Here is an 18,016-nt window from a genome sequence, read left to right on the forward strand (position 1 = left end):
CCAGAGCCATGACGAGTCCGGCAACGGCGACGGCAGCCTTCGTGTACTTCATTGCACGCAATCCGATCTGCAGGAGAGCTGGATCGCGGATTTCGCGGCCGACTCACCACTGCGCTACGACAACGACATAAACGCCACATAGATACGTACAGACCGGCAAAATCCGGCCTGTTCACTCGAACGCACGAGACAAAAAAGCCGGCGGAGCCGCTCACGCGAACTCCGCCGGCCCGTACTGCATCAGCCGTTGTGCACGCCGTTCCCGGACAGGACCGGGATGTCGTCCACGATGTGCGAGAGCGGCTCGTCACCCTTGGCCTGGGTGGAGTTCTCGACGCACTGCTGGTTCTGCGGGGCGGACAGGACGGGGATGTCCTGGACCGCGACCGGGACGACGCCCACGAGCGAACCCGCGTTGAGCTTCGCCGGCAGACCCACGCAGGGCTTGTTGAGCGAGCCCTGGACGAGGCCCAGCTGCGGGCTCAGGTCGCCCGCGGAGGAAGAATTGCCGAACTCCTGGACCGCACCGTTGCCGCTGGCCGACGTAGTGCCACCGTCGTCACTCAGCGCCAGCGCCTGCGGCGCGGCAGCGACAGTGGCACCGATCATCGAGACGGAGACCGCAGCGGTCGCCATGACCTTCTTGATCACAGTTCATTCCCTTTCCCACCAATCACGCGATCAGTGCGCCCTGTTAAACGTCACTGTGCGTAGGGCGATGTGGTCATCCCCTCGTTCGGGGACCGGGTCCACTCGTACGGGTCAAATCCGCGGACGCCCCGCACTGGGCCATTGAGGTGATGGAGCGAAACCTCCTGGTCACCGCTCCGTTGTTCAGCGAGCTCCTGGGAACAGCTCGATCAAAGGGAAGAAAAATCATGATGAAGAAGACGATGAGTGTCGCCGCCACGTCCATCTCGGTTCTCGGCCTGGCCATGGCCGCCGCGCCGCAGGCGATGGCTCTGAGTGACGACGGTGGCACCACGTCGGCCAGTGGCAACCACGCGGTCCAGGAGTTCGGCAACTCCTCGACCCAGGGCGCCATGAGCCCGCAGCTCGGCCTGGTCCAGGGCTCGCTCAACAAGCCCTGCATCGGTCTGCCGGCCAAGGCCAACGCCGGTTCGCTCGTGGGCGTCGTCCCCGTGTCGGTCCAGGACATCCCCGTCCTGTCGGCTCCGCAGAACCAGCAGTGTGTCGAGAACTCCACCCAGGCCAAGGGCGACGAGCCGCTCTCGCACATCATCGACGACATCCCGGTCCTGTCCGGGAACGGCGCCAACAACGGCTGATCAGCACACCCGCAGGTGGGTGGTGCCCTCCAGCCGCCCACCCACCTGCTCGCTCCCGCGCGAACGGCCCATCGCCACGCGCGCCCGGACGGGATTCTCCGTCCATGAGCCATTGCCCCCGCCTATGGTGCTCACGTTCTGTTCCACGCGAATTGGGCGGTGCGGCGCGGCAATGCGTTATGCACAGAAGGTTCTCTTCGGCGTACTGACGCCTGCCCGCGTGATTCCTGTGCCCGGATTCCGGCACACGAGAATGTGCGCTCCGGAGAAAATGTCCCGGAGCGCCCCTCGTAGATCAACGGGGCGTATGCCGAAGGTGGTTCCGAGCGCTTCCGGCGGTTCACGGACGGCGTCAACAGCCTGCACAGCTTGCCCGTCTGCATGGCGACGCCCCTCAAGGACCCCGTGACGGCCCCGGGCCCTGATGGGAATGCCCTCCGGAATCGACGCCGGGCAAGCCTGCCGCGCAACCCGTCCGGATGGAATGACGAAACTTTCTCCCGCCTGAGGGAGTTGGTCAGTGCGGCTCCGGAATACGGGGTCTCAAATCGAAAGGGAATCTAATGAAGAAGCTGTTGGCTACCTCTGCCATGGCCGCCACGATCCTCGGCGCTACGGCAATGGTCGCTCCCCAGGCGATGGCCGACGATGGCGGCACCACGTCCCTGAGCGGCAACGGAGCCATGCAGTCGTACGGCAACTCCGAGACGCACGGGAACATGAGCCCCCAGTTCGCGCTGATCCAGGGCTCCTTCAACAAGCCCTGCATCGGTCTGCCGGCCAAGGCCAACCTCGGTTCGCTCGTGGGCGTCGTGCCGGTGTCGGTCCAGGACATCCCCGTCCTGTCGTCCCCGCAGAACCAGCAGTGTGTCGAGAACTCCACCCAGGCCAAGGGCGACGAGCCGCTCTCGCACATCCTGAACGACATCCCGGTCCTCTCGGCCAACGGCGTCGACAACCACTGATCGCCTGAGCTGTCCGGCCGACGGCGGCCCCCGGCCTCTCTCGACCAGCCGCAGCGCTCCGCGCTGTGAGAGAGGCCTGGTCCGCCCGTTGGCATGCCGGCCGTGTGATGAGGCACTGATGCCAGACCAGCAGTCCTCCCCCGGAGAAGCCCGGGTCCAGTCCCGGGTCCAGTCCCGCGTCCAGTCCACCGGCAGCGCGCTCCTGACCGCCTGCCGGCTGTTGACTGTCGAGCACGCGAAGATGCGGAGGCAGTCGGCCGCCACCCGGGCGAAGGGCCAGACCGCCGTCGTCCGGCGGATGTGCCTGGTGCTCGAAGAGACCGAGGGGCATCTCGGAGCGGCCGTGATGGCGCTCTCCGCCATAGAAGAACCGTCACTGCCCGCCGGCGGCCGGGCTTCCCCGCTGGCGTCCGCGGCAGGATCGATCGACGTGGGCGTCCGGCGCCTGGCCCATGCCTATCTGCGGACGCCCGCCCCGTTCACCCTGGTCCCCGCGCACTCCCCCATGAACATGCTCGGCGTCACGTCCGTGCTGCGTACCGCCGTCCAGGAGCTCTCCACGGAGCTGGACCGGCACGGCGCCAAGATCGAGGCCCAACGGCTGGCCTATCTGGCCGACCCCCTGGACGCCCTCCGCACCCTTTTTGTCTCGGTATCTCACTCCGGAGCAACGGAAAAAGCCAGGTCAGAGCAGCTCTGACCTGGCTTTTCGCTGAGCCCCCTATCGGATTCGAACCGATGACCTACGCATTACAAGTCCCGGCGATCTTCTGCCGGGTGAGTCCGGACGGTGCTCGACTGTCCGGACTTGCCTGGTCAGAGACTTGAGCCCTGGTGCCTGATCTGTCGCGTCAGCCAGCAGGCACCTTCACTAGGGTTTTGACCGTCGGACGTCACGTGTCATTGAGGTCCCCACTCAGCACTACGACGACGGTGACGCCGTGGTTTGCGTCCAGTTGCGGCGCGAGAGCGTCCTCGGTAGTCATGAGTGCACGGCTTCGTATCTTCAGGACAAAGGCGTGGCCCCACTGATGTGTGTATCCGGCTGACGGCACATGCCGACCGAGGAGCCTCCATGTCCATGCGCCGCAACGAGTACGCCCAGCCCGTCGGCGAGCCCGTCCCCGACTGGTCGCCGCGACCGCTGCCCGCCGAGGTCACGCTCAAAGGCGACTTCTGCCGCCTGGAGCCGCTGAACGCGGACCGGCATGCCGACGAGCTGTATGCGGCCAACCGCAGCGGGGCGGACCAGCGGGACTGGACGTACATGTTCGCCGGACCGTTCGAGGACCCGCAGGACTATCGCCGCTACGCCGAAGAGGCAGCAGCGAGCACCGACCCGAGGCACTACGCGGTGATCAGCGTCGGCGACGGCATGGCAGTGGGGACTCTCTCGCTGATGCGCCAGGATCCGGCCCACGGCGTCGTCGAGGTCGGCAACGTGATGTTCTCGCCGGTCATGAAGCGCAAGCCGATCTCGACCGAAGCGCAGTTCCTGGCCATGCGGTACGTCTTCGAGGACCTCGGCTACCGGCGCTACGAGTGGAAGTGCGACAGCCTCAACGCTCCTTCACGTAAAACGGCCGAGCGCCTCGGCTTCACCTTCGAAGGGATCTTCCGGCAGGCGGTCGTCTACAAGGGCCGCAACCGCGACACCGCCTGGTACTCCGTCATCGACACCGAATGGCCGGCGATCGAGCGGGCCTTCCAGGCATGGCTCGCCCCAGAGAACTTTGACGACCAGGGCATCCAGCGCCGCTCGCTGGCCGACCTGCGCACAGCCGAGGCCGCCGGACAGCGGCAGCGCAATTCCTGATACACAGGCCGGCTGCTGCACGAGGGAGAGCCGACGCCCGCCCCGGGCCGCCCGCAGCCCGGACGCTGACCCTTGTCGGCGCGGTCACCGCTCTCACCCTCTGCGGAACGCGTGGAGGGGCCCGAGTCCCATATGGCACTCGGGCCCCGAAGGAACTGCTACACCATCCGCCGGCCCTGATACTGCGCCGGCCTTCTGTTTCCGCCGACCCGACCTGGAAGTTGTCGGGGATGCGGGGATCGCGGTTGCTTGACCGGAGACCACCTCACTATCGATGTCCTGCGGTACCCGGGCTCAAGAGTCCCGCCCGGGCGATCCTGATGGCGCTCGGCTCCTCCGTTTCTTCCCTCTGGGATCAATCACTTACCTACTGCTGGTGATGCGTACTGCTGTGTGGCCTGCGGAAGCGCCACTCTCCGGCAGCCAGCCCCGTCGCCCGTCCTGCATCTGCTCCGGCTTGGAACCCCACTGCCGAACCTCCCGATGCGCGCGCCCGCAGCCGACGCCTTCACCGAGGTGATGCTCTCCTCAACTTCACTGCTGGGTACTGCACTTGCGGTTACTGCGGTCCTGCTCGCGGCGGCCCCTGATCACTGCGGGCCACCCGGTCCGGTCGTCAGTCCCGTCGCCGTCCTGCGACAACCCTGGCTTCGAAACTCCACCACCGCACCGTCCTGCGTACTGCAACTGCGGATACCACTGCCCGGCAGTTCGTCTCTGCCAGGCCCTGCTGTCTCCCTGGGTTACGAGAGAAACCATAACCACACCACCACCCAATGTCTACCTTGGCCGACATAGATTTCAGCGTTTTCGACAGTGAGGTAATCGACCTCGAACAGCGATGTGCGGCGGGTGAAAGGCCGTCGCTGCCGGGTTAGGGGCCGTAGACCGGGGCACAAGCGCCGGACAAACAGGACCCGGCATCGACGATCCAGAAAAGTAGGTGACCCCGATGGGCACGATGAACAAGGACGTCGCACACATCCGCTCCGCAACATCCGTCGCCGACGCACGCCGCAGCACCCGGGAATTCCTCAAAGGGCTGGAGCGGCCGGCGATCGCAGCCGAGTCTGCCGACACCGTGGTCCTCGTGGTCTCCGAGCTCGTCACCAACGCCCTGCTCCACGGCGGCGGCACCTGCACCCTGGAGCTGACCGCGCAGCCGGACAGCATCGAGGTGGCCGTGTACGACCCCAGCCCGCAGGTTCCGCACATGCGTACCCCCGACCTGAACGACGGCACCGGAGGCTTCGGCTGGCCCATGGTCAACCGCCTCGCCCGCGCCACCGCAGTGACCCGCCGGGCGGCTGGCGGCAAGACCGTAAGCGCCCATCTCGCCCGGTAGTGCCAGACCCCGGTGCCGGCCGGCGTGACGGGGGAGGGAGCAGAGCCTTCCCGACCGCCAGTCGGAACGGGCCAGTGGGCAGCTCTCTCGGGACCGGCCGTTCCCTCGCTGGTGTCGGCGCTCCACCCGCACCCGCACCCGCACCCGCCACCGCGTGACGCTCAGCCTCGGCGTGCGGGGTGCCGTCCGGCTCGCGGCGGCGTTATGCGGGCGTGATCCGGCTGCCGATCCGGAAGCGGTCGATGTCTGCGCTGTGCACAGGAGCGAGGTGGACAGCGATGGGACCGGCGAAGGTGTAACCCTGCTCGGCGGCATGCCGGCGCACCTGTGCGGCGAGGTGTTGTGTCACCTGGGCGCTGCTGGCGGCAAGTTGGCGGTGTGCGTCGGCGGGGAGTTCGATGACGAAGGTGTTGGGTACCAGCGTGCGTTGCCGGTCCAGGATCAGGGCGCGGTTGTCGCACTCGCGGCGGAGTATCCCCACTACCTCTGCTCGATTGCGGGTGGGCGGGACCAGCAGAGCCCATAGGGCGTCGGAGTACCGCTCCATGGCGCACTCCAGGGCGGTGAGGTATCTCATTTTGTTCCGCTGCCCGCAGAAATGCGGGGCACGCTCCCCCATAAGGGTGCCGTGAACTCGGCATCGAGAGCGCACATCACCCGATGCGAGGATCGGCGCGGCCTGCCTCGCTCGGTTCGGACCATACGTCGGCGTGCGCGGGCTTGCTGCGATGTGGTCGCCCGCGCGCTGGCAGGATGGAGGTGCAATGTCCACGCGGATCCACCGTCTGACCATCACCGATGTCGCGAGCAGCGACGTGTGCGCGGTCCTTCGCGTCAGTGGCGAGCTTGACCGGAGCTGTGAACACGTGTTCATGAGCACCGTCGGCGGCTGCGTCGACGCGGGCCACCGCCACCTGGTACTCGATGTCACCGCCCTTACCTTCTGCGACTCCCGGGGACTGACCTGCCTGCTCGCCATGCAGTGGCTCCTCGACCGCAGGGACGGCAAGCTCCTCCTGGCCGGCGCGGGCCGTCGGCTGACCGAGCTCCTGGCGCTGACTGGCAGCAACACCCTGCTGCCTGTCCATCCAACGGTCAGCCAAGCCCTCCGGGACTTGCCCCCTGCGCATCGCCCGACCTGGCCGCCCGCACCCGAAGCCGTTCGGGCTTGATCAACGCCGCTGGCAGGGCCTCGAATGCCGCAAGCCGCGGTGAGGCCAGGAGGCGATGCCGACCGGGCTTCTCCTTCAACTCGGGCTCTTGCGGTGCAGGTTGGCGGTCGCGGTGGCGAGGGTTTCTCGCCGCCCAGGTCACCTCCCGCATCCTTTCCTGCCTGTCTGCTTGCTTGCTTGCTTGCTTGCTTGCTTGCTTGCTTGCTGCGGGGTGCAGGGTTGCGTGGCATGGTGACGGGGCAAGACCAGCAGGCAGGACCGGCCGCGCAAGCGATGCTCCGAGTACCTGCTGCCCCAAGATCCGGCTTCGGCCCGGCACGCGCGAAAACTGACCTCGGCGTTTCTCGCCCGCCCCCGACGGCGGATAGCGAGAGTGGGCGACGAGCGGGCCGACGATGCGGTCCTGATCGTGTCCGAGCTGGTCGCCAACGCCACCCGGCACGGAGGCAGTACCTGCCGACTGCGGCTCTAAGAACTCCTAACGTGTTGAGGCTGGGGATGCGAGTTGGGGGTGCGAGGCGGCAACTGGGACGGTCAGACGCAAGCCATGGGAGATCGAGGACTGGCTGTGGGAGCGGATCGAGCCGCTGCTGCCGGTGGTGGAGCGGCGCTTCCGGTCCCCCGGCCGTAAGCGGCTCGACCAGCGGAAAGTCATGTGCGGGATCCTGTTCGTGCTGTACACGGGGATCCGGTGGGAGTTCCTGCCGCAGGAGCTGGGCTTCGGCTCGGGGATGGCCTGCTGGCGGCGGCTACGGAACTGGAATGAGGCAGGCGTGTGGCAGCAGCTGCACGAGCTCCTGCTCACCGAGCTGCGCACCCGCGACGTCCTGGACCTGTCCCGCGCGTCGGCCGACGGCTCCCACCTGCGCGCTTTGAAGGGCGGGGACGCCACCGGCCCCTCGCCGGTGGATCGGGCAGGACCGGCAGCAAGCACCACGTCATCGTCGACGCCAGGTCCGTGAGCTGGGCATCCGCCCGCTCATCGCCCGCCGCGGGACCGGACACGGCAGTGGTCTGGGCAGGAACCGCTGGGTCGTGGAGGCCGCCTTCGCGCTCCTGCAGTGGTTCCGTCGCCTGCGCGTCCGCTGGGAGATCCGCGCCGACGTCCACCAGGCGTTCCTCACTCTCGGCTGCGCGATCATCTGCTGGCGCCGGGTGAAGTCTGCTGCGTGGTCTCAGGCTTCGGTGGAGGTCCGGGTGAGGTCGCCGGGGGTCCAGGCGCGGTCGAAGAACGCCTGGGTGGGTCCGTACAGGCGCAGGCCCGCGAACCAGCCATGCCCGGGGACCGTCTTGATCCAGTTCTGTGTGCCGGTGGCGGGTGGCCGGGGGCCGATGTGCAGGTCGGCGGAGCCGTCGGCGTTGAGGTGCAGGTTCTGGTGGGAGGCGATGGTGGGCAGGTCCTGGCCGTTGTCGAGCAGGCAGCGGGTCGTGGCGTCGTACAGGACCAGGGACCAGTAGTTGGCGGCGGGCACGTCGGCGGGGATGTGCAGGGTGTAGCTGTGTTCGCCCTGCAGGCGGTTCCCGTCGGCGTCGTAGAAGGCTCCGGCGTACTGGGCTCCCTTGCCGGGCATGGCCAGGAACATCGCGTCCGAGGTGGAGAACGCGGCGTAGAAGAACGTCAGGCGCCCGTCGACGTCCTGGTGGGTGGGGGTGAGGAACTGCGGGTCGGCGGTGACGTAGGGGCTGGGGATCATGTTGCTGGTCCAGTGCCGCTGCGGCCACACCCGCAGGTGCTCGTCGGGGTTGTAGACGACCACGGCCCCGTACTTGTCGCCGACCGCTGCGGCGGTGTCCAGGATTTCGGTCAGCTCCCGGCTCGGGGCGAAAGGCCGGCCCGGGATGATGCCCAGGCCGGCGGCCAGGCCGCGCATGGTGAAGTCCTCGCGGTCGGCCGGCTCCTCGTCCAGGATGTCGGCCAGGTAGGTGAAGTAGGTGTGGTCGCTCGGCGGCAGTGCGTCCACCGCGGTTCCGGCGCCGTCGACCCGGTTCATCGGCGGTGGGGCGCCCGCGGCCGACAGCGGGTAGATGCGGGTGGCGTTGATCTGCGCCAGGCCCGCGTCGGGATGCTCGGGGGTGAAGAAGCCGCGCAGGAACACGAACGCCCGATAGGTGCGCGCATGGCAGATGAAGTAGCCCTCGGGCAGGGGCTGGTGCCATCCCGGCGGCACGATCAGGTACCGGCCTCCCGCACCGGCGTCGGGTCCGGCTGCGCCGATGTCGGTGACCGGGCGCTGCCAGGCGTCGTCGATCAGGCCCTGAAGGTTCGGGGCGGCCTCGATGACGGTAGGGCCGTCGGTCTTCAGGTCCAGCCAGGCGAAGGCGTAGCTGACGTCCGGGTTCGAGGTGACCGCCAGAGTCTCGGGGCCGATCCGACGCCAGGACACCAGCGTGGTGCAGCCGGTCCCGAAGTGCGTCTGGCAGGCGCGGCGCATCGCGGCAAGCGCCACCGCCGGCAGCGCCCAGGTGTGGAGCTGCACACCGCGCTGGAACTGCATCTCCGCCTGGAGCGCGGCAGCCGCTGCCGCGGTGGGGTAGCCGCCCTCGCTGGAGGTGTCCACCAGGTCGGCCCACCGTTGCTTGCTCATGGCGCTCCTCACCGGACCCGAGACGATCTTCCTGCTCACGCTAGGTCAGCTGTCACCTGTCCGCAGATCGAGCGCCCGCCCACGCACCCGCCCGGAGAAGAGGGCAAAGTGGTGAAACAGGTCATCGGGTTAGGTGAGGCGGCAGCGTAGGGACACCACACGTCGGCATCCCGGCGCTCCCCGGGGGACAGCGGGTGGGAACCGTGGGTGACGCCATCGGGCAGATGCTGCCCTCCGCTGTCGGCATCGCCATCAGCCCGCTGCCGCTGATCGCCGTCATCCTGATGCTCGCCACTCCCAACGGCCGAACCAACGGTGTGGCCTTCGCCGCCGGCTGGACCGCGGCCCTGGGCCTGGCCACCGCGGTCCTGGTCCTGCTCGGCTCTGGCACCGACGCCTCCACCAGCAGCGGAGGCCCGGCAACGTGGACCAGCTGACTCACACTCGCCCTGGGCCTGCTGTTCGCCCTGCTCGCGGTCAAGCAGTTCGCCTCACGCCCCCGCCAGGGCCAGGGCCAGGAAACCTCCACGCCGGGCTGGATGAAGGCCATCGACCAGTTCACCGCGACCAGAGCCGCAGGGCTATCGGCGGCCCTGGCCGTCGCCGGCCGAGATGCGCGTCAAAGGGGCGACCTGATGATCTTGGAGCCCGGACGGCTTGTTACGGGGCCTCGGTCCTGAATGTCGGTGGCGGCACGGGAGTTGGCGGGACGCAACGCCAGCCCGTTGCCCGCCGAGGAGCGATCACGGCCGCTCCCGGGCCGGGGTGCTGTCCTCGGTCGACATTCCGGTGCGGAGCTTGGTGAGGGTGCGGGAGAGGAGTCGGGAGATCTGCATCTGGGATACGCCGAATTCCTTGCCGATCTGGCTCTGGGACATCTCTTGGCCGAAGCGCATTTCGATGATGCGGCGTTCCCGCTCGTCGAGCTCTTCCAGGAGAGGTGCGAGGGTGTGCAGGTCCTCGACCAGGTTCATGCCAGGGTCGGGTTCGCCCATGAGGTCGGCCACGGTGCGTCCCGAGGAGCCGCCTTGGCCGCTGCCGGCGGAGTCGACAGGCACGTCCAGCGAGCCGGCCGTGTATCCGTTGGCCGCGACGACGCCTTCGGTGACCTCGCCCTCGCTGATGCCGAGGTGCTCGGCGAGTTCCTTGACCGTCGGGTTGCGACCCAGTTCCGTGGCGAGCTGCTCCCTGGCCTTGGCCATGTCCACGCGTAGTTCCTGCAGGCGCCGGGGCACGTGGACGGCCCAGGTCGTGTCACGGAAGAACCGCTTGATCTCGCCCACGATGTACGGGACGGCGAAGGTGGAGAACTCGACCTCGCGCGACAGATCGAAGCGGTCGATCGCCTTGATGAGCCCAATCGTTCCGACCTGGACGATGTCCTCCAGGTCGCCGCTGCCCCGGTTGCGGAAGCGGCCTGCGGCGAACCGTACGAGCGACAGGTTCATCTCGATGAGCGTGTTGCGGGCGTACTGATACTCGTGGGTGCCCTCTTCCAGGAACTGGAGCTGGCCGAAGAACACCTTCGACAGGTCTCGTGCGTCTTTCGGCGCGATCTTTACCGCGTCTTCGATCCAGGGCAGGTCTCCCGCAGGGGCAGGGGACTCCAGGGAGGACCGCGTCGATGCTCCTGCGCGGTCCGCGCTCTTCACCTGCGGCAGCGTCATCATGGTCGCCCTCCCTGATCGCACCGTTCCGTACACAGAGACAGCATCTGCCCCTGGGCGGCACCTTCATTCACCTCGCAGCGGAAAACATTCCTCCGCCCGGGATGGGACGGCCAGACGGGGGAACTCGGCCAGTGGAACCCCCCACGGAGGTGCGACACCGCACACAGGCTTTCTGGCCGTCACCGGGCTCACCACGGGAGACAGCCGCACTGTCATCCGGGCCGCCGGTGACTCGCCTCTGTCGAGTTCACGGGCGGCCGGCAATCACCGCTACCTGGTCCTGGACATCACCGCGCTGACGTATTGCGACTCCCGGGGACTCGACAGCCTGCACACCCTCTGCTGGCGCTTGCGCCGCTGTGCCCACTACGGCGCTCTGTCGCACGCCGGTGTGGGGCACCGGCTCGGCGACCTCCTCGCCCAGACGGGCAGCGGTCCGCTCCTTCCCAGCTAGCCCTCGGTCAGCAAAGCTCTCGCCGCCGTGCCCGCTCCGTGTCGCCCCGTCTGGCCGCCCCGGCCCGCTGCGACGGTGACGGAACGGGTTAACGGGTGAGGACTGCGCGTACGCTTTTGCCGCCTCGGGGGGAGGGCGTGACGGCGACCGTACGGGCGAGGAAGCGGACCAGCGGCCAGCCGAATCCGCCCCCGGCCCCGTTGCGGTCCGGCGCGCGCTCGCGCGGCACGGCGTGGCTGGGGTCCCGCACGGTGATCTCCAGCGTGGTGCGGTCCGCGGCCAGTCGCAGAGCGGTGAGACCTCCCGCGTGCCGCAGCGCGTTCGTGACCAGCTCGGAGACCACCAGAACGGCGTTGTCCGTGCACTCGGGGGTGGGGGCGGGCGACAGCTCCGCGAAGAACACACGCATGTCGTCGCGTGCCTGGGCTGCCGTGGCCGGGCACGTCGTCCGCTGAGCGTGGTCGGCTCGCCGGTCCCTCATGACCTGTGATTGACCCATGTGCTGAACCCCTATCGAGGAGAAGTCCTGGTCTGGTGAACGGTGCTTCTGCCCCCATCGGCGGGGGTCTAACTCCGCCACACGGGCCCCGTGCGGGGCATGGGTTCCGAGTGCTGTGTCCTGGGCCGCGTACTGACAAGGCCGCCTCGAAAGTGGCACAGTAGGACGATGCGCCCAAGCTCTACGACGCACGCCCCGGAACTGGCGGACATCGCCACCGAGGTGACAGGGCTGCTCGGAGTTCTACGGGGCAGGGCCCACGGCAACGCCCCGGCCGGACCTGTTTCGGCATCGCAGATGCGGGCGCTGCTCGCGATCGGGCGGCTGGAAGGCGGCAATCTACGGGCTCTGAGCGAGGCTCTGGGATCCAGCGCGCCCGCGACGAGCCGACTGTGCGACCGGCTGGAGGCCGCCGGGCTGGTCGAGCGGCGGCTGAGCACCGCGAGCCGCCGGGAACTCGAGTTGTATCTGAGCAGGCACGGGCGGGCACTGCTGGATGAGGTCCAGGAGCGCGAGGCGGACGAGCTGCGCCCCGTACTGGAAGCGATGCCCCCCGAAGCGCTCCGCCAGCTCGCCGCGGGACTGACCGCGTTCCGGGACGCTGCCGCTTCCGCCGTGGACGGGGACAGCCTCGCGGACGACGAGCCGGGCGAGCCGGGCGAGCCGGGCGAGCCGGGCGAGCCGGGCGAGCCATTGGACGGAATCCTCGACGACTCCCGGCTGCGGATCGCACGCCCGGCCTGAGCTCTGCACCGGATACGTGTCCGCGTTCCACGCCAATGTCGCTGTGACCAGGGCGGTGGATTCAAGCAGTTCCCCCTGCAGGCCCGCCCGTCAGGAGGACGGCTTCTGCGTCACCGTGACGAAGCGGCCGAGGCGGCGACGTGGTCGCCGCCTCGCACCGGACCGTCGCGGACAGCGGCGACCTGGTCGGCGTGGACGGCGAAGGTGCCACCCAGGCGGAGGATCCGCAGCAGTCGCAGGACGGCCCATGAGGGTGCGGCGAGGCGCAGCCGGTCGCCGAGCCGCAGTCGGGCGTGCAGGAGCGTATTGACGAGCGCGGTGTCGGCGAACCCGACCGCCGAGAGGTCCACCACGACCGGTCCGTCGCCGTGGCCGACCGCCTCGTGGAGTGCCAGACGCAGCGGCCCGACCGAGTCGAGGTCTGCCTCCCCGGACAGTTCCAGGATCACGGCGGTCGGGAGGCGATGCGTGACCAGGTGCAGGTGCTGAACGGTGCTTCGGGTATCCACAACTGGCCCTTCGGATGGTGGAAGCGAAAGCCGACAGACTCTCCCCATCGTGCGAACTGCCCCACCATAGGGCCGATAGTTGCCATACGGCAACACTTAGCATTGGTTAACGATTGGGGCACTCGCTGCGGAGGGGGACAGGCTGCCCCGCTACGCTGCGGCGTCCGACATATCCCCCTGATGACGAAAGCGGGCCGCCGATGAACGGCTTCCTGGCCGTGGAGCACGCCGTGCGCGGCGCGGCACCGCACGCCCTCCTCGATGCGGCCCGCGCCGCACTGGTCACGCACTACGAGGCCGCTTCGGTGGACCTGCTCATGGCCGACTACGGCCTCACGGTCCTGCAGCCGGTGACCGCCCTGCCCCACACCGCCCAGCCCCTGTCCCTGCACGCCAGCCCGGAAGGCCGGGCCTTCGGCAGCCAGGAACCGTACGGGCAGGACGCGGCCCTGGACGGCGCCGTGGACCTCCATCTGCCGGTCACCGTGCGCGGAGACAGACTCGGCATCCTCACCGTCCGCCTCCCCAAGCACAGATGCACGCCCCAGGCCGTCGACGAGCTCACCGATCTCGCCGCATTCCTGGGGCACGAAATCGTCGTGGCCGAACGCGACACCGACCTCTACCTCCAGGCCCGCCGGGCCAGCCGGCTCACCCTCGCCGCCGAGATGCAGTGGCAGCTCCTCCCCGGCCGCTCCTGCTCCCGCGACGAGTACGCCATCGGCGCCCAACTGGAGCCTGCCTATGCCATCTACGGCGACAATTTCGACTGGGCCACCACCGCGGACACCCTCACTCTGTCCGTCACCAACGGCATGGGCGAGGGCATCGAGGCATCCCTCCTGACCAACCTCGCGGTCAACGCCCTGCGCAACGCACGCCGGGCCGGCATCGACATCGCCGACCAGGCCGCCCTCGCCGACCAGGCCCTCTACGCCCAGCACCACGGCGAACAGCACGTCTCGACCCTGCTGCTCTCCTTCGACCTCGCCACCGGCAGGGCCCAGGTGGTCGACGCCGGCTCACCGCAACTGTGGCGCCAGCGCGACAAAACCGTGGAACGCATCCCCTTCGAGGCGCAGCTCCCGCTCGGCATGTTCGAGGACACCCCTTACGTACCCCAGGACTTCGCGGTGCTCCCCGGCGACCGGCTGATCATCGTGAGCGACGGCGTGTACGCCACTGCCGGACGGGACGCCGAGGCGTACGGCGAACGCGCACTGGCCCGCGCCATCCAGGCGGCCAGCCTGCTGCCGGCCGCAGCAGTCCCGCGCGCTGTCCTGCGCGAACTGACCGAACACCGGGGCGACACCGCAACCGACGACGAACTGGTCGTCTGCCTCGACTGGTTCGGCCGCAACACCCCCACCACGCACTGAGCACCACACTCAGCTGCCCCTGGCCGGCACCTACCGCACCAGCACCGGCGGTCTCAGGCGAAGCTGAGTCCACGGAAGGCACCCGAGCAGACCGGCGCGTTCCTCGACTTCGTCGCCACAGACCGCCTGTACGCCATGTGGCACCTGATCGCCTTTCGCGGCCTGCGCCGGGGCGAGACATGCGGACAGCCCTGGTCGGAGACCAACCTCGCCACCCACTCCTTCACCGTCTCCTCCCAACTCGTCCAGGGCGGGTGGGACGTCGAGACCTCCGAGCCCAAGACCGACAGCGGCTTCCGCGTCGTCGCGCTCGACGACGACACCGTCGAGGTCCTGGAACACCACCGCAAACCGCAGAAGGCGGACCGCGCAGAGTGGTCCACAGCCTGGGTCGACACCGGCCTCGTCTTCACCCAGGCCGACGGCTCCTGGCTCCACCCCGGCAAGGTCACTGACCTCTTCGAACGCCTCGTCGCCGCCTCCGGCCTCCCGCCGATCCGTCTTCACGACCTCCGGCACGGCGCTGCCACGCTCATGCGCGCCACCGGCATCGACGTCAAGATCGTCTCCGACACCCTCGGGCACAGCGACACCCGCATCACGCGGGACATCTACCAGAGCGTGCTCCCCCACGTCGGGAAGAGCGCGGCCGAGGCCACCGCCAAGCTGGTCCCCCTACAGCGCAGGACCGAGGCCGAGCAAGCCGCCCGCAAGGCCGCGAAGAAGGCGAAGGCCAAGGCAAAAACACAGGCCACGGCCAAAAAGGGCAAGGGGCCCAAGGAGTAGATCGCTGAGCCGGTCCGCTCACGCATCGCTCACGCAGGCACCTCCCCGGTATCCCGTGTTATGCGGCTCGGCATGCCCCAGACATGAAAAACCCCAGGTCACGGGCTGTGTGACCTGGGGTTTTCGGAGCCCCCTATCGGATTCGAACCGATGACCTACGCATTACAAGTGCGTTGCTCTGGCCAGCTGAGCTAAGGAGGCAGTCCGGAGCAGTGTAACCAACACCACCGGCGTCACGTTCCGGCATTTTGGTGTGCCCTGGACTACTGACAGACCGGAAAACGCCAGGTAGCGTCTCGCATCAGTTCACCCATGTGGACTACACCACTCCCTTACTCGGATCGTCCGGCACGTTCCTGCCGGTGAAGGAGCTACACGATCATGGCAACTGTTTCGTTCGACAAGGCGACCCGGATCTACCCGGGCTCCACCAAGCCCGCCGTCGACGGTCTCGAGATCGAGGTGGAGGACGGCGAGTTCCTCGTCCTCGTCGGTCCGTCCGGCTGTGGCAAGTCGACCTCCCTGCGCATGCTGGCCGGTCTCGAGGACGTCAACGGCGGTTCGATCCGCATCGGCGACCGCGACGTCACGCACCTGCCGCCCAAGGACCGGGACATCGCGATGGTGTTCCAGAACTACGCGCTGTACCCGCACATGTCGGTCGCCGACAACATGGGCTTCGCGCTCAAGATCGCCGGCATCAACAAGGCCGAGATCCGCGCCAAGGTCGAAGAGGCCGCGAAGATCCTCGACCTCACCGACTACCTGGACCGCAAGCCGAAGGCACTCTCCGGTGGTCAGCGCCAGCGTGTCGCGATGGGCCGTGCGATCGTCCGTGAGCCGCAGGTCTTCCTCATGGACGAGCCGCTGTCGAACCTCGACGCCAAGCTCCGTGTCTCCACCCGTACGCAGATCGCGTCGCTCCAGCGCCGCCTCGGCATCACCACCGTGTACGTCACCCACGACCAGGTCGAGGCCATGACCATGGGCGACCGCGTGGCCGTACTGAAGGACGGTCTGCTCCAGCAGATCGACTCGCCGCGCAACATGTACGACCGCCCGAAGAACCTCTTCGTCGCCGGCTTCATCGGCTCCCCGGCCATGAACCTGGTCGAGGTCCCGATCACCGACGGCGGCGTGAAGTTCGGCAACTCCGTGGTGCCGGTCTCCCGCGAGGCGCTCGACGCCGCGGGCGAGCGGGGCGACCGTACGGTCACCGTCGGCATCCGCCCCGAGCACTTCGACATCGTCGAGCACAACGGCGAGGCCGCGAAGTCGCTCACCAAGGACACCGCGGACGCCCCGGCCGGCCTGGCCGTCGCCGTGAACGTCGTCGAGGAGCTCGGCGCCGACGGTTACGTCTACGGCTCCGCCGAGGTCAACGGCGAGCACAAGGACCTCGTCGTCCGTGTCAACGGCCGCCGCGTCCCCGAGAAGGGCACCACGCTGCACGTCGTGCCGCGCGCGGGCGAGCTCCACGTCTTCGCGACCTCGACGGGCGAGCGTCTCAGCGACTGACGCCACGCCCCGCACCATCCTGTCCCTGCGGCCCCGCGCTTCTGCGCGGGGCCGCAGGGCGTTGTCGACAAATACCCCGGCAGACCCGTCATTTCGAGCCGTGTTCGTCAACACCCGATTCGAATCAGGTAGTCGAACCATCCCTCGGGAGGGTGACTAAATGTCGCCAAATCATTACTGGCCGCTACGCTCACTCGCGTGACCACCACAGCCCGCCGAATCGGCCGAACTCTCGCACTCGTCCTGCCCGTCGCCCTTGTTCTCTCCGGGGCGCTCGCGGTCACCCTCGTACCGTGGGCAGGCTCATCATCCTCCTCGTCGCAGGTCCTCACCGCGTCTTCGCAGAACGTCTCCGTACGCGCGAAGGCACGCACCCCGCAGGACGTCCTGCGCGACAAGCTCCTCACCGAGCTCCAGGAGTCGAGCCCGTCAGCAGCTCTCACCCACCTGCAGCGTGAGGTCGAGCGGCGGCCCTCGCTGGCCGCGCACTGCATGGACATCGCCCGCTCGCTCGGCCGTGCGGCCGTTCAGCGGTACGGCCCGACACGCGCCCAGTCCTATGCGCGGCCCGTCTGCGACACATCGTTCGCGTACGGCGTCGCACACCAGCGCTGAGGAGCAAATCCGCGGCGCATAGGGTGCGCCCATGACGACCACTGATCCTCATGCGCACGCGCTGCCCACGCAGGCCGTGGTCCTGGCAGGCGGCCAGGGCTCGCGGCTCCGGCCGTACACCGACGACCGTCCCAAGCCGATGGTCGAGATCCCGGGCACCGGGACCCCGATCATCGGCCATCAGCTCGCCTGGCTGGCCGCCGAGGGCGTCACCGACGCCGTTGTCTCCTGCGGCCACCTCGCCGAGGTCCTCCAGGAATGGCTGGACTCCGCCGATCTGCCCCTGAGCGTGAAGACCGTCGTCGAGACGGAACCGCTCGGCCGCGGCGGCGGCCTCAAGTACGCCGCCGCGCACCTCCCCCACCCCGACCGTCCCTGGTACGCCACCAACGGCGACATCTGGACGCGCTTCTCCCTGCGCGAGATGGCCGCCTTCCACGCCGAGCGCGACGCGACGGCGACCCTGGCGCTCGCCCGGCCCCGTATCCCCTGGGGCGCGGTCGAGACGGACGAGTTCGGGCATGTACTGGACTTCATCGAGTCGCCGCCCTCGCCGTATCTGATCAACGCGGGCGTGTACGTCTTCGCCCCGGGCTTCTCCGCCCTCCTCCCCGACCGCGGGGACCACGAGCGGTCCACCTTCCCCCGCCTCGCGCGCGAGCGCCGCCTT

Annotated in this window: 18 protein-coding genes, 1 tRNA gene and 2 pseudogenes; 14 read left to right on the top strand and 7 right to left on the bottom strand. The window is 68.4% G+C overall.

Going from position 1 to position 18,016, the window contains the following annotated elements:
- Window positions 1–240 precede the first annotated feature (240 nt).
- Window positions 241–651: a rodlin gene (locus J0695_RS24765; protein ID WP_206965333.1), complete on the bottom strand. Its 411-nt coding sequence runs from the start codon at window positions 649–651 to the stop codon at window positions 241–243.
- 227 nt (window positions 652–878) lie between these two features.
- Here J0695_RS24765 and J0695_RS24770 point away from each other — a divergent pair, with 227 nt between their 5' ends.
- The 5 genes from J0695_RS24770 (at window position 879) to J0695_RS24790 (ending at window position 5,415) form a co-directional block, all read left to right on the top strand.
- Window positions 879–1,289: a rodlin gene (locus J0695_RS24770; protein ID WP_206965335.1), complete on the top strand. Its 411-nt coding sequence runs from the start codon at window positions 879–881 to the stop codon at window positions 1,287–1,289.
- Window positions 1,290–1,852: 563 nt separating this feature from the next.
- Window positions 1,853–2,254, top strand: a complete 402-nt coding sequence (locus tag J0695_RS24775; protein WP_206965337.1) for a rodlin — start codon at window positions 1,853–1,855, stop codon at window positions 2,252–2,254.
- Window positions 2,255–2,372: 118 nt separating this feature from the next.
- The gene (locus tag J0695_RS24780) at window positions 2,373–2,954 is read left to right on the top strand and encodes a hypothetical protein (protein WP_206965339.1); all 582 of its coding nucleotides are present in this window, start codon (window positions 2,373–2,375) and stop codon (window positions 2,952–2,954) included.
- A 375-nt stretch (window positions 2,955–3,329) separates the two neighbouring features.
- On the top strand, window positions 3,330–4,070 hold the full coding sequence (locus J0695_RS24785) for a GNAT family N-acetyltransferase (RefSeq protein ID WP_206965341.1): 741 nt from the start codon (window positions 3,330–3,332) through the stop codon (window positions 4,068–4,070).
- Window positions 4,071–5,022: 952 nt separating this feature from the next.
- Entirely contained in the window at window positions 5,023–5,415 is a 393-nt protein-coding gene (locus J0695_RS24790; RefSeq protein ID WP_206965343.1) for an ATP-binding protein, read from the top strand.
- A 202-nt stretch (window positions 5,416–5,617) separates the two neighbouring features.
- Here the strand turns inward: J0695_RS24790 and J0695_RS24795 are convergent, their stop codons facing one another.
- Window positions 5,618–5,992 carry an FhaA domain-containing protein gene (locus J0695_RS24795; RefSeq protein ID WP_206965345.1) on the bottom strand — a complete coding sequence of 125 codons (375 nt, stop codon included), beginning with the start codon at window positions 5,990–5,992 and terminating at the stop codon, window positions 5,618–5,620.
- 187 nt (window positions 5,993–6,179) lie between these two features.
- On the opposite strand from J0695_RS24795, the gene J0695_RS24800 reads away from it, so the two are divergent.
- Both J0695_RS24800 and J0695_RS24805 read left to right on the top strand, forming a co-directional pair.
- The gene (locus J0695_RS24800; RefSeq protein ID WP_206965347.1) at window positions 6,180–6,587 is read left to right on the top strand and encodes an STAS domain-containing protein; all 408 of its coding nucleotides are present in this window, start codon (window positions 6,180–6,182) and stop codon (window positions 6,585–6,587) included.
- A gap of 554 nt (window positions 6,588–7,141) precedes the next feature.
- Window positions 7,142–7,754 (top strand): annotated as a pseudogene (locus tag J0695_RS24805) (transposase); the annotation flags it as partial.
- 8 nt (window positions 7,755–7,762) lie between these two features.
- Here J0695_RS24805 and J0695_RS24810 read toward each other — a convergent pair.
- Window positions 7,763–9,172, bottom strand: coding sequence for a DUF1254 domain-containing protein (locus J0695_RS24810; RefSeq protein ID WP_206965349.1), 1,410 nt, complete (start codon window positions 9,170–9,172; stop codon window positions 7,763–7,765).
- A gap of 203 nt (window positions 9,173–9,375) precedes the next feature.
- Here J0695_RS24810 and J0695_RS44125 point away from each other — a divergent pair, with 203 nt between their 5' ends.
- The gene (locus J0695_RS44125) at window positions 9,376–9,609 is read left to right on the top strand and encodes a GAP family protein (RefSeq protein WP_307798741.1); all 234 of its coding nucleotides are present in this window, start codon (window positions 9,376–9,378) and stop codon (window positions 9,607–9,609) included.
- A gap of 306 nt (window positions 9,610–9,915) precedes the next feature.
- Here J0695_RS44125 and J0695_RS24820 read toward each other — a convergent pair whose 3' ends face one another.
- Together J0695_RS24820 and J0695_RS24825 are read right to left on the bottom strand one after the other, a co-directional pair.
- Window positions 9,916–10,839 (bottom strand): RNA polymerase sigma factor SigF, encoded by a 924-nt coding sequence (locus tag J0695_RS24820; RefSeq protein WP_206965371.1) that lies wholly within the window; start codon window positions 10,837–10,839, stop codon window positions 9,916–9,918.
- A 545-nt stretch (window positions 10,840–11,384) separates the two neighbouring features.
- Window positions 11,385–11,795 carry an ATP-binding protein gene (locus tag J0695_RS24825; protein WP_307798742.1) on the bottom strand — a complete coding sequence of 137 codons (411 nt, stop codon included), beginning with the start codon at window positions 11,793–11,795 and terminating at the stop codon, window positions 11,385–11,387.
- A 168-nt stretch (window positions 11,796–11,963) separates the two neighbouring features.
- Here J0695_RS24825 and J0695_RS24830 point away from each other — a divergent pair, with 168 nt between their 5' ends.
- Complete coding sequence (locus J0695_RS24830) at window positions 11,964–12,539, top strand: MarR family winged helix-turn-helix transcriptional regulator (protein WP_206965359.1); 576 nt, start codon at window positions 11,964–11,966, stop codon at window positions 12,537–12,539.
- 110 nt (window positions 12,540–12,649) lie between these two features.
- On the opposite strand, the gene J0695_RS24835 is transcribed toward J0695_RS24830, so the two are convergent.
- On the bottom strand, window positions 12,650–13,048 hold the full coding sequence (locus J0695_RS24835; protein WP_307798743.1) for an STAS domain-containing protein: 399 nt from the start codon (window positions 13,046–13,048) through the stop codon (window positions 12,650–12,652).
- 200 nt (window positions 13,049–13,248) lie between these two features.
- Between J0695_RS24835 and J0695_RS24840 the strand changes: the two genes are divergently transcribed.
- A complete protein-coding gene (locus J0695_RS24840; protein ID WP_206965363.1) occupies window positions 13,249–14,427 on the top strand; it encodes a PP2C family protein-serine/threonine phosphatase in 1,179 nt (392 codons plus the stop codon).
- 81 nt (window positions 14,428–14,508) lie between these two features.
- Window positions 14,509–15,213, top strand: a pseudogene (locus tag J0695_RS24845) (site-specific integrase); the annotation flags it as partial.
- 127 nt (window positions 15,214–15,340) lie between these two features.
- Here the strand turns inward: J0695_RS24845 and J0695_RS24850 are convergent.
- A tRNA-Thr gene (locus J0695_RS24850) sits at window positions 15,341–15,414 on the bottom strand.
- A gap of 180 nt (window positions 15,415–15,594) precedes the next feature.
- Here J0695_RS24850 and J0695_RS24855 point away from each other — a divergent pair.
- The 3 genes from J0695_RS24855 to J0695_RS24865 form a co-directional block, all read left to right on the top strand.
- The gene (locus J0695_RS24855) at window positions 15,595–16,731 is read left to right on the top strand and encodes an ABC transporter ATP-binding protein (RefSeq protein WP_206965365.1); all 1,137 of its coding nucleotides are present in this window, start codon (window positions 15,595–15,597) and stop codon (window positions 16,729–16,731) included.
- A 198-nt stretch (window positions 16,732–16,929) separates the two neighbouring features.
- Window positions 16,930–17,346, top strand: coding sequence for a hypothetical protein (locus J0695_RS24860; protein WP_206965367.1), 417 nt, complete (start codon window positions 16,930–16,932; stop codon window positions 17,344–17,346).
- A gap of 31 nt (window positions 17,347–17,377) precedes the next feature.
- On the top strand, window positions 17,378–18,016 hold a 639-nt coding region (locus tag J0695_RS24865; protein WP_206965369.1), incomplete at its 3' end, for a nucleotidyltransferase family protein.

This window comes from Streptomyces beijiangensis (genome assembly GCF_017315755.1).
In the GTDB taxonomy this organism is placed as follows: Bacteria; Actinomycetota; Actinomycetes; order Streptomycetales; family Streptomycetaceae; genus Streptomyces; species Streptomyces beijiangensis.

Bases quoted from the DNA above. Each gene is read 5' to 3' on its own strand.
- J0695_RS24770 (WP_206965335.1), top strand. From the start codon at position 879: ATGATGAAGAAGACGATGAGTGTCGCCGCCACGTCCATCTCGGTTCTC.
- J0695_RS24775 (WP_206965337.1), top strand. From the start codon at position 1,853: ATGAAGAAGCTGTTGGCTACCTCTGCCATGGCCGCCACGATCCTCGGC.
- J0695_RS24780 (WP_206965339.1), top strand. From the start codon at position 2,373: ATGCCAGACCAGCAGTCCTCCCCCGGAGAAGCCCGGGTCCAGTCCCGG.
- J0695_RS24785 (WP_206965341.1), top strand. From the start codon at position 3,330: ATGTCCATGCGCCGCAACGAGTACGCCCAGCCCGTCGGCGAGCCCGTC.
- J0695_RS24790 (WP_206965343.1), top strand. From the start codon at position 5,023: ATGGGCACGATGAACAAGGACGTCGCACACATCCGCTCCGCAACATCC.
- J0695_RS24795 (WP_206965345.1), bottom strand. From the start codon at position 5,992: ATGAGATACCTCACCGCCCTGGAGTGCGCCATGGAGCGGTACTCCGAC.
- J0695_RS24800 (WP_206965347.1), top strand. From the start codon at position 6,180: ATGTCCACGCGGATCCACCGTCTGACCATCACCGATGTCGCGAGCAGC.
- J0695_RS24810 (WP_206965349.1), bottom strand. From the start codon at position 9,172: ATGAGCAAGCAACGGTGGGCCGACCTGGTGGACACCTCCAGCGAGGGC.
- J0695_RS24820 (WP_206965371.1), bottom strand. From the start codon at position 10,839: ATGACGCTGCCGCAGGTGAAGAGCGCGGACCGCGCAGGAGCATCGACG.
- J0695_RS24825 (WP_307798742.1), bottom strand. From the start codon at position 11,795: ATGGGTCAATCACAGGTCATGAGGGACCGGCGAGCCGACCACGCTCAG.
- J0695_RS24830 (WP_206965359.1), top strand. From the start codon at position 11,964: ATGCGCCCAAGCTCTACGACGCACGCCCCGGAACTGGCGGACATCGCC.
- J0695_RS24840 (WP_206965363.1), top strand. From the start codon at position 13,249: ATGAACGGCTTCCTGGCCGTGGAGCACGCCGTGCGCGGCGCGGCACCG.
- J0695_RS24855 (WP_206965365.1), top strand. From the start codon at position 15,595: ATGGCAACTGTTTCGTTCGACAAGGCGACCCGGATCTACCCGGGCTCC.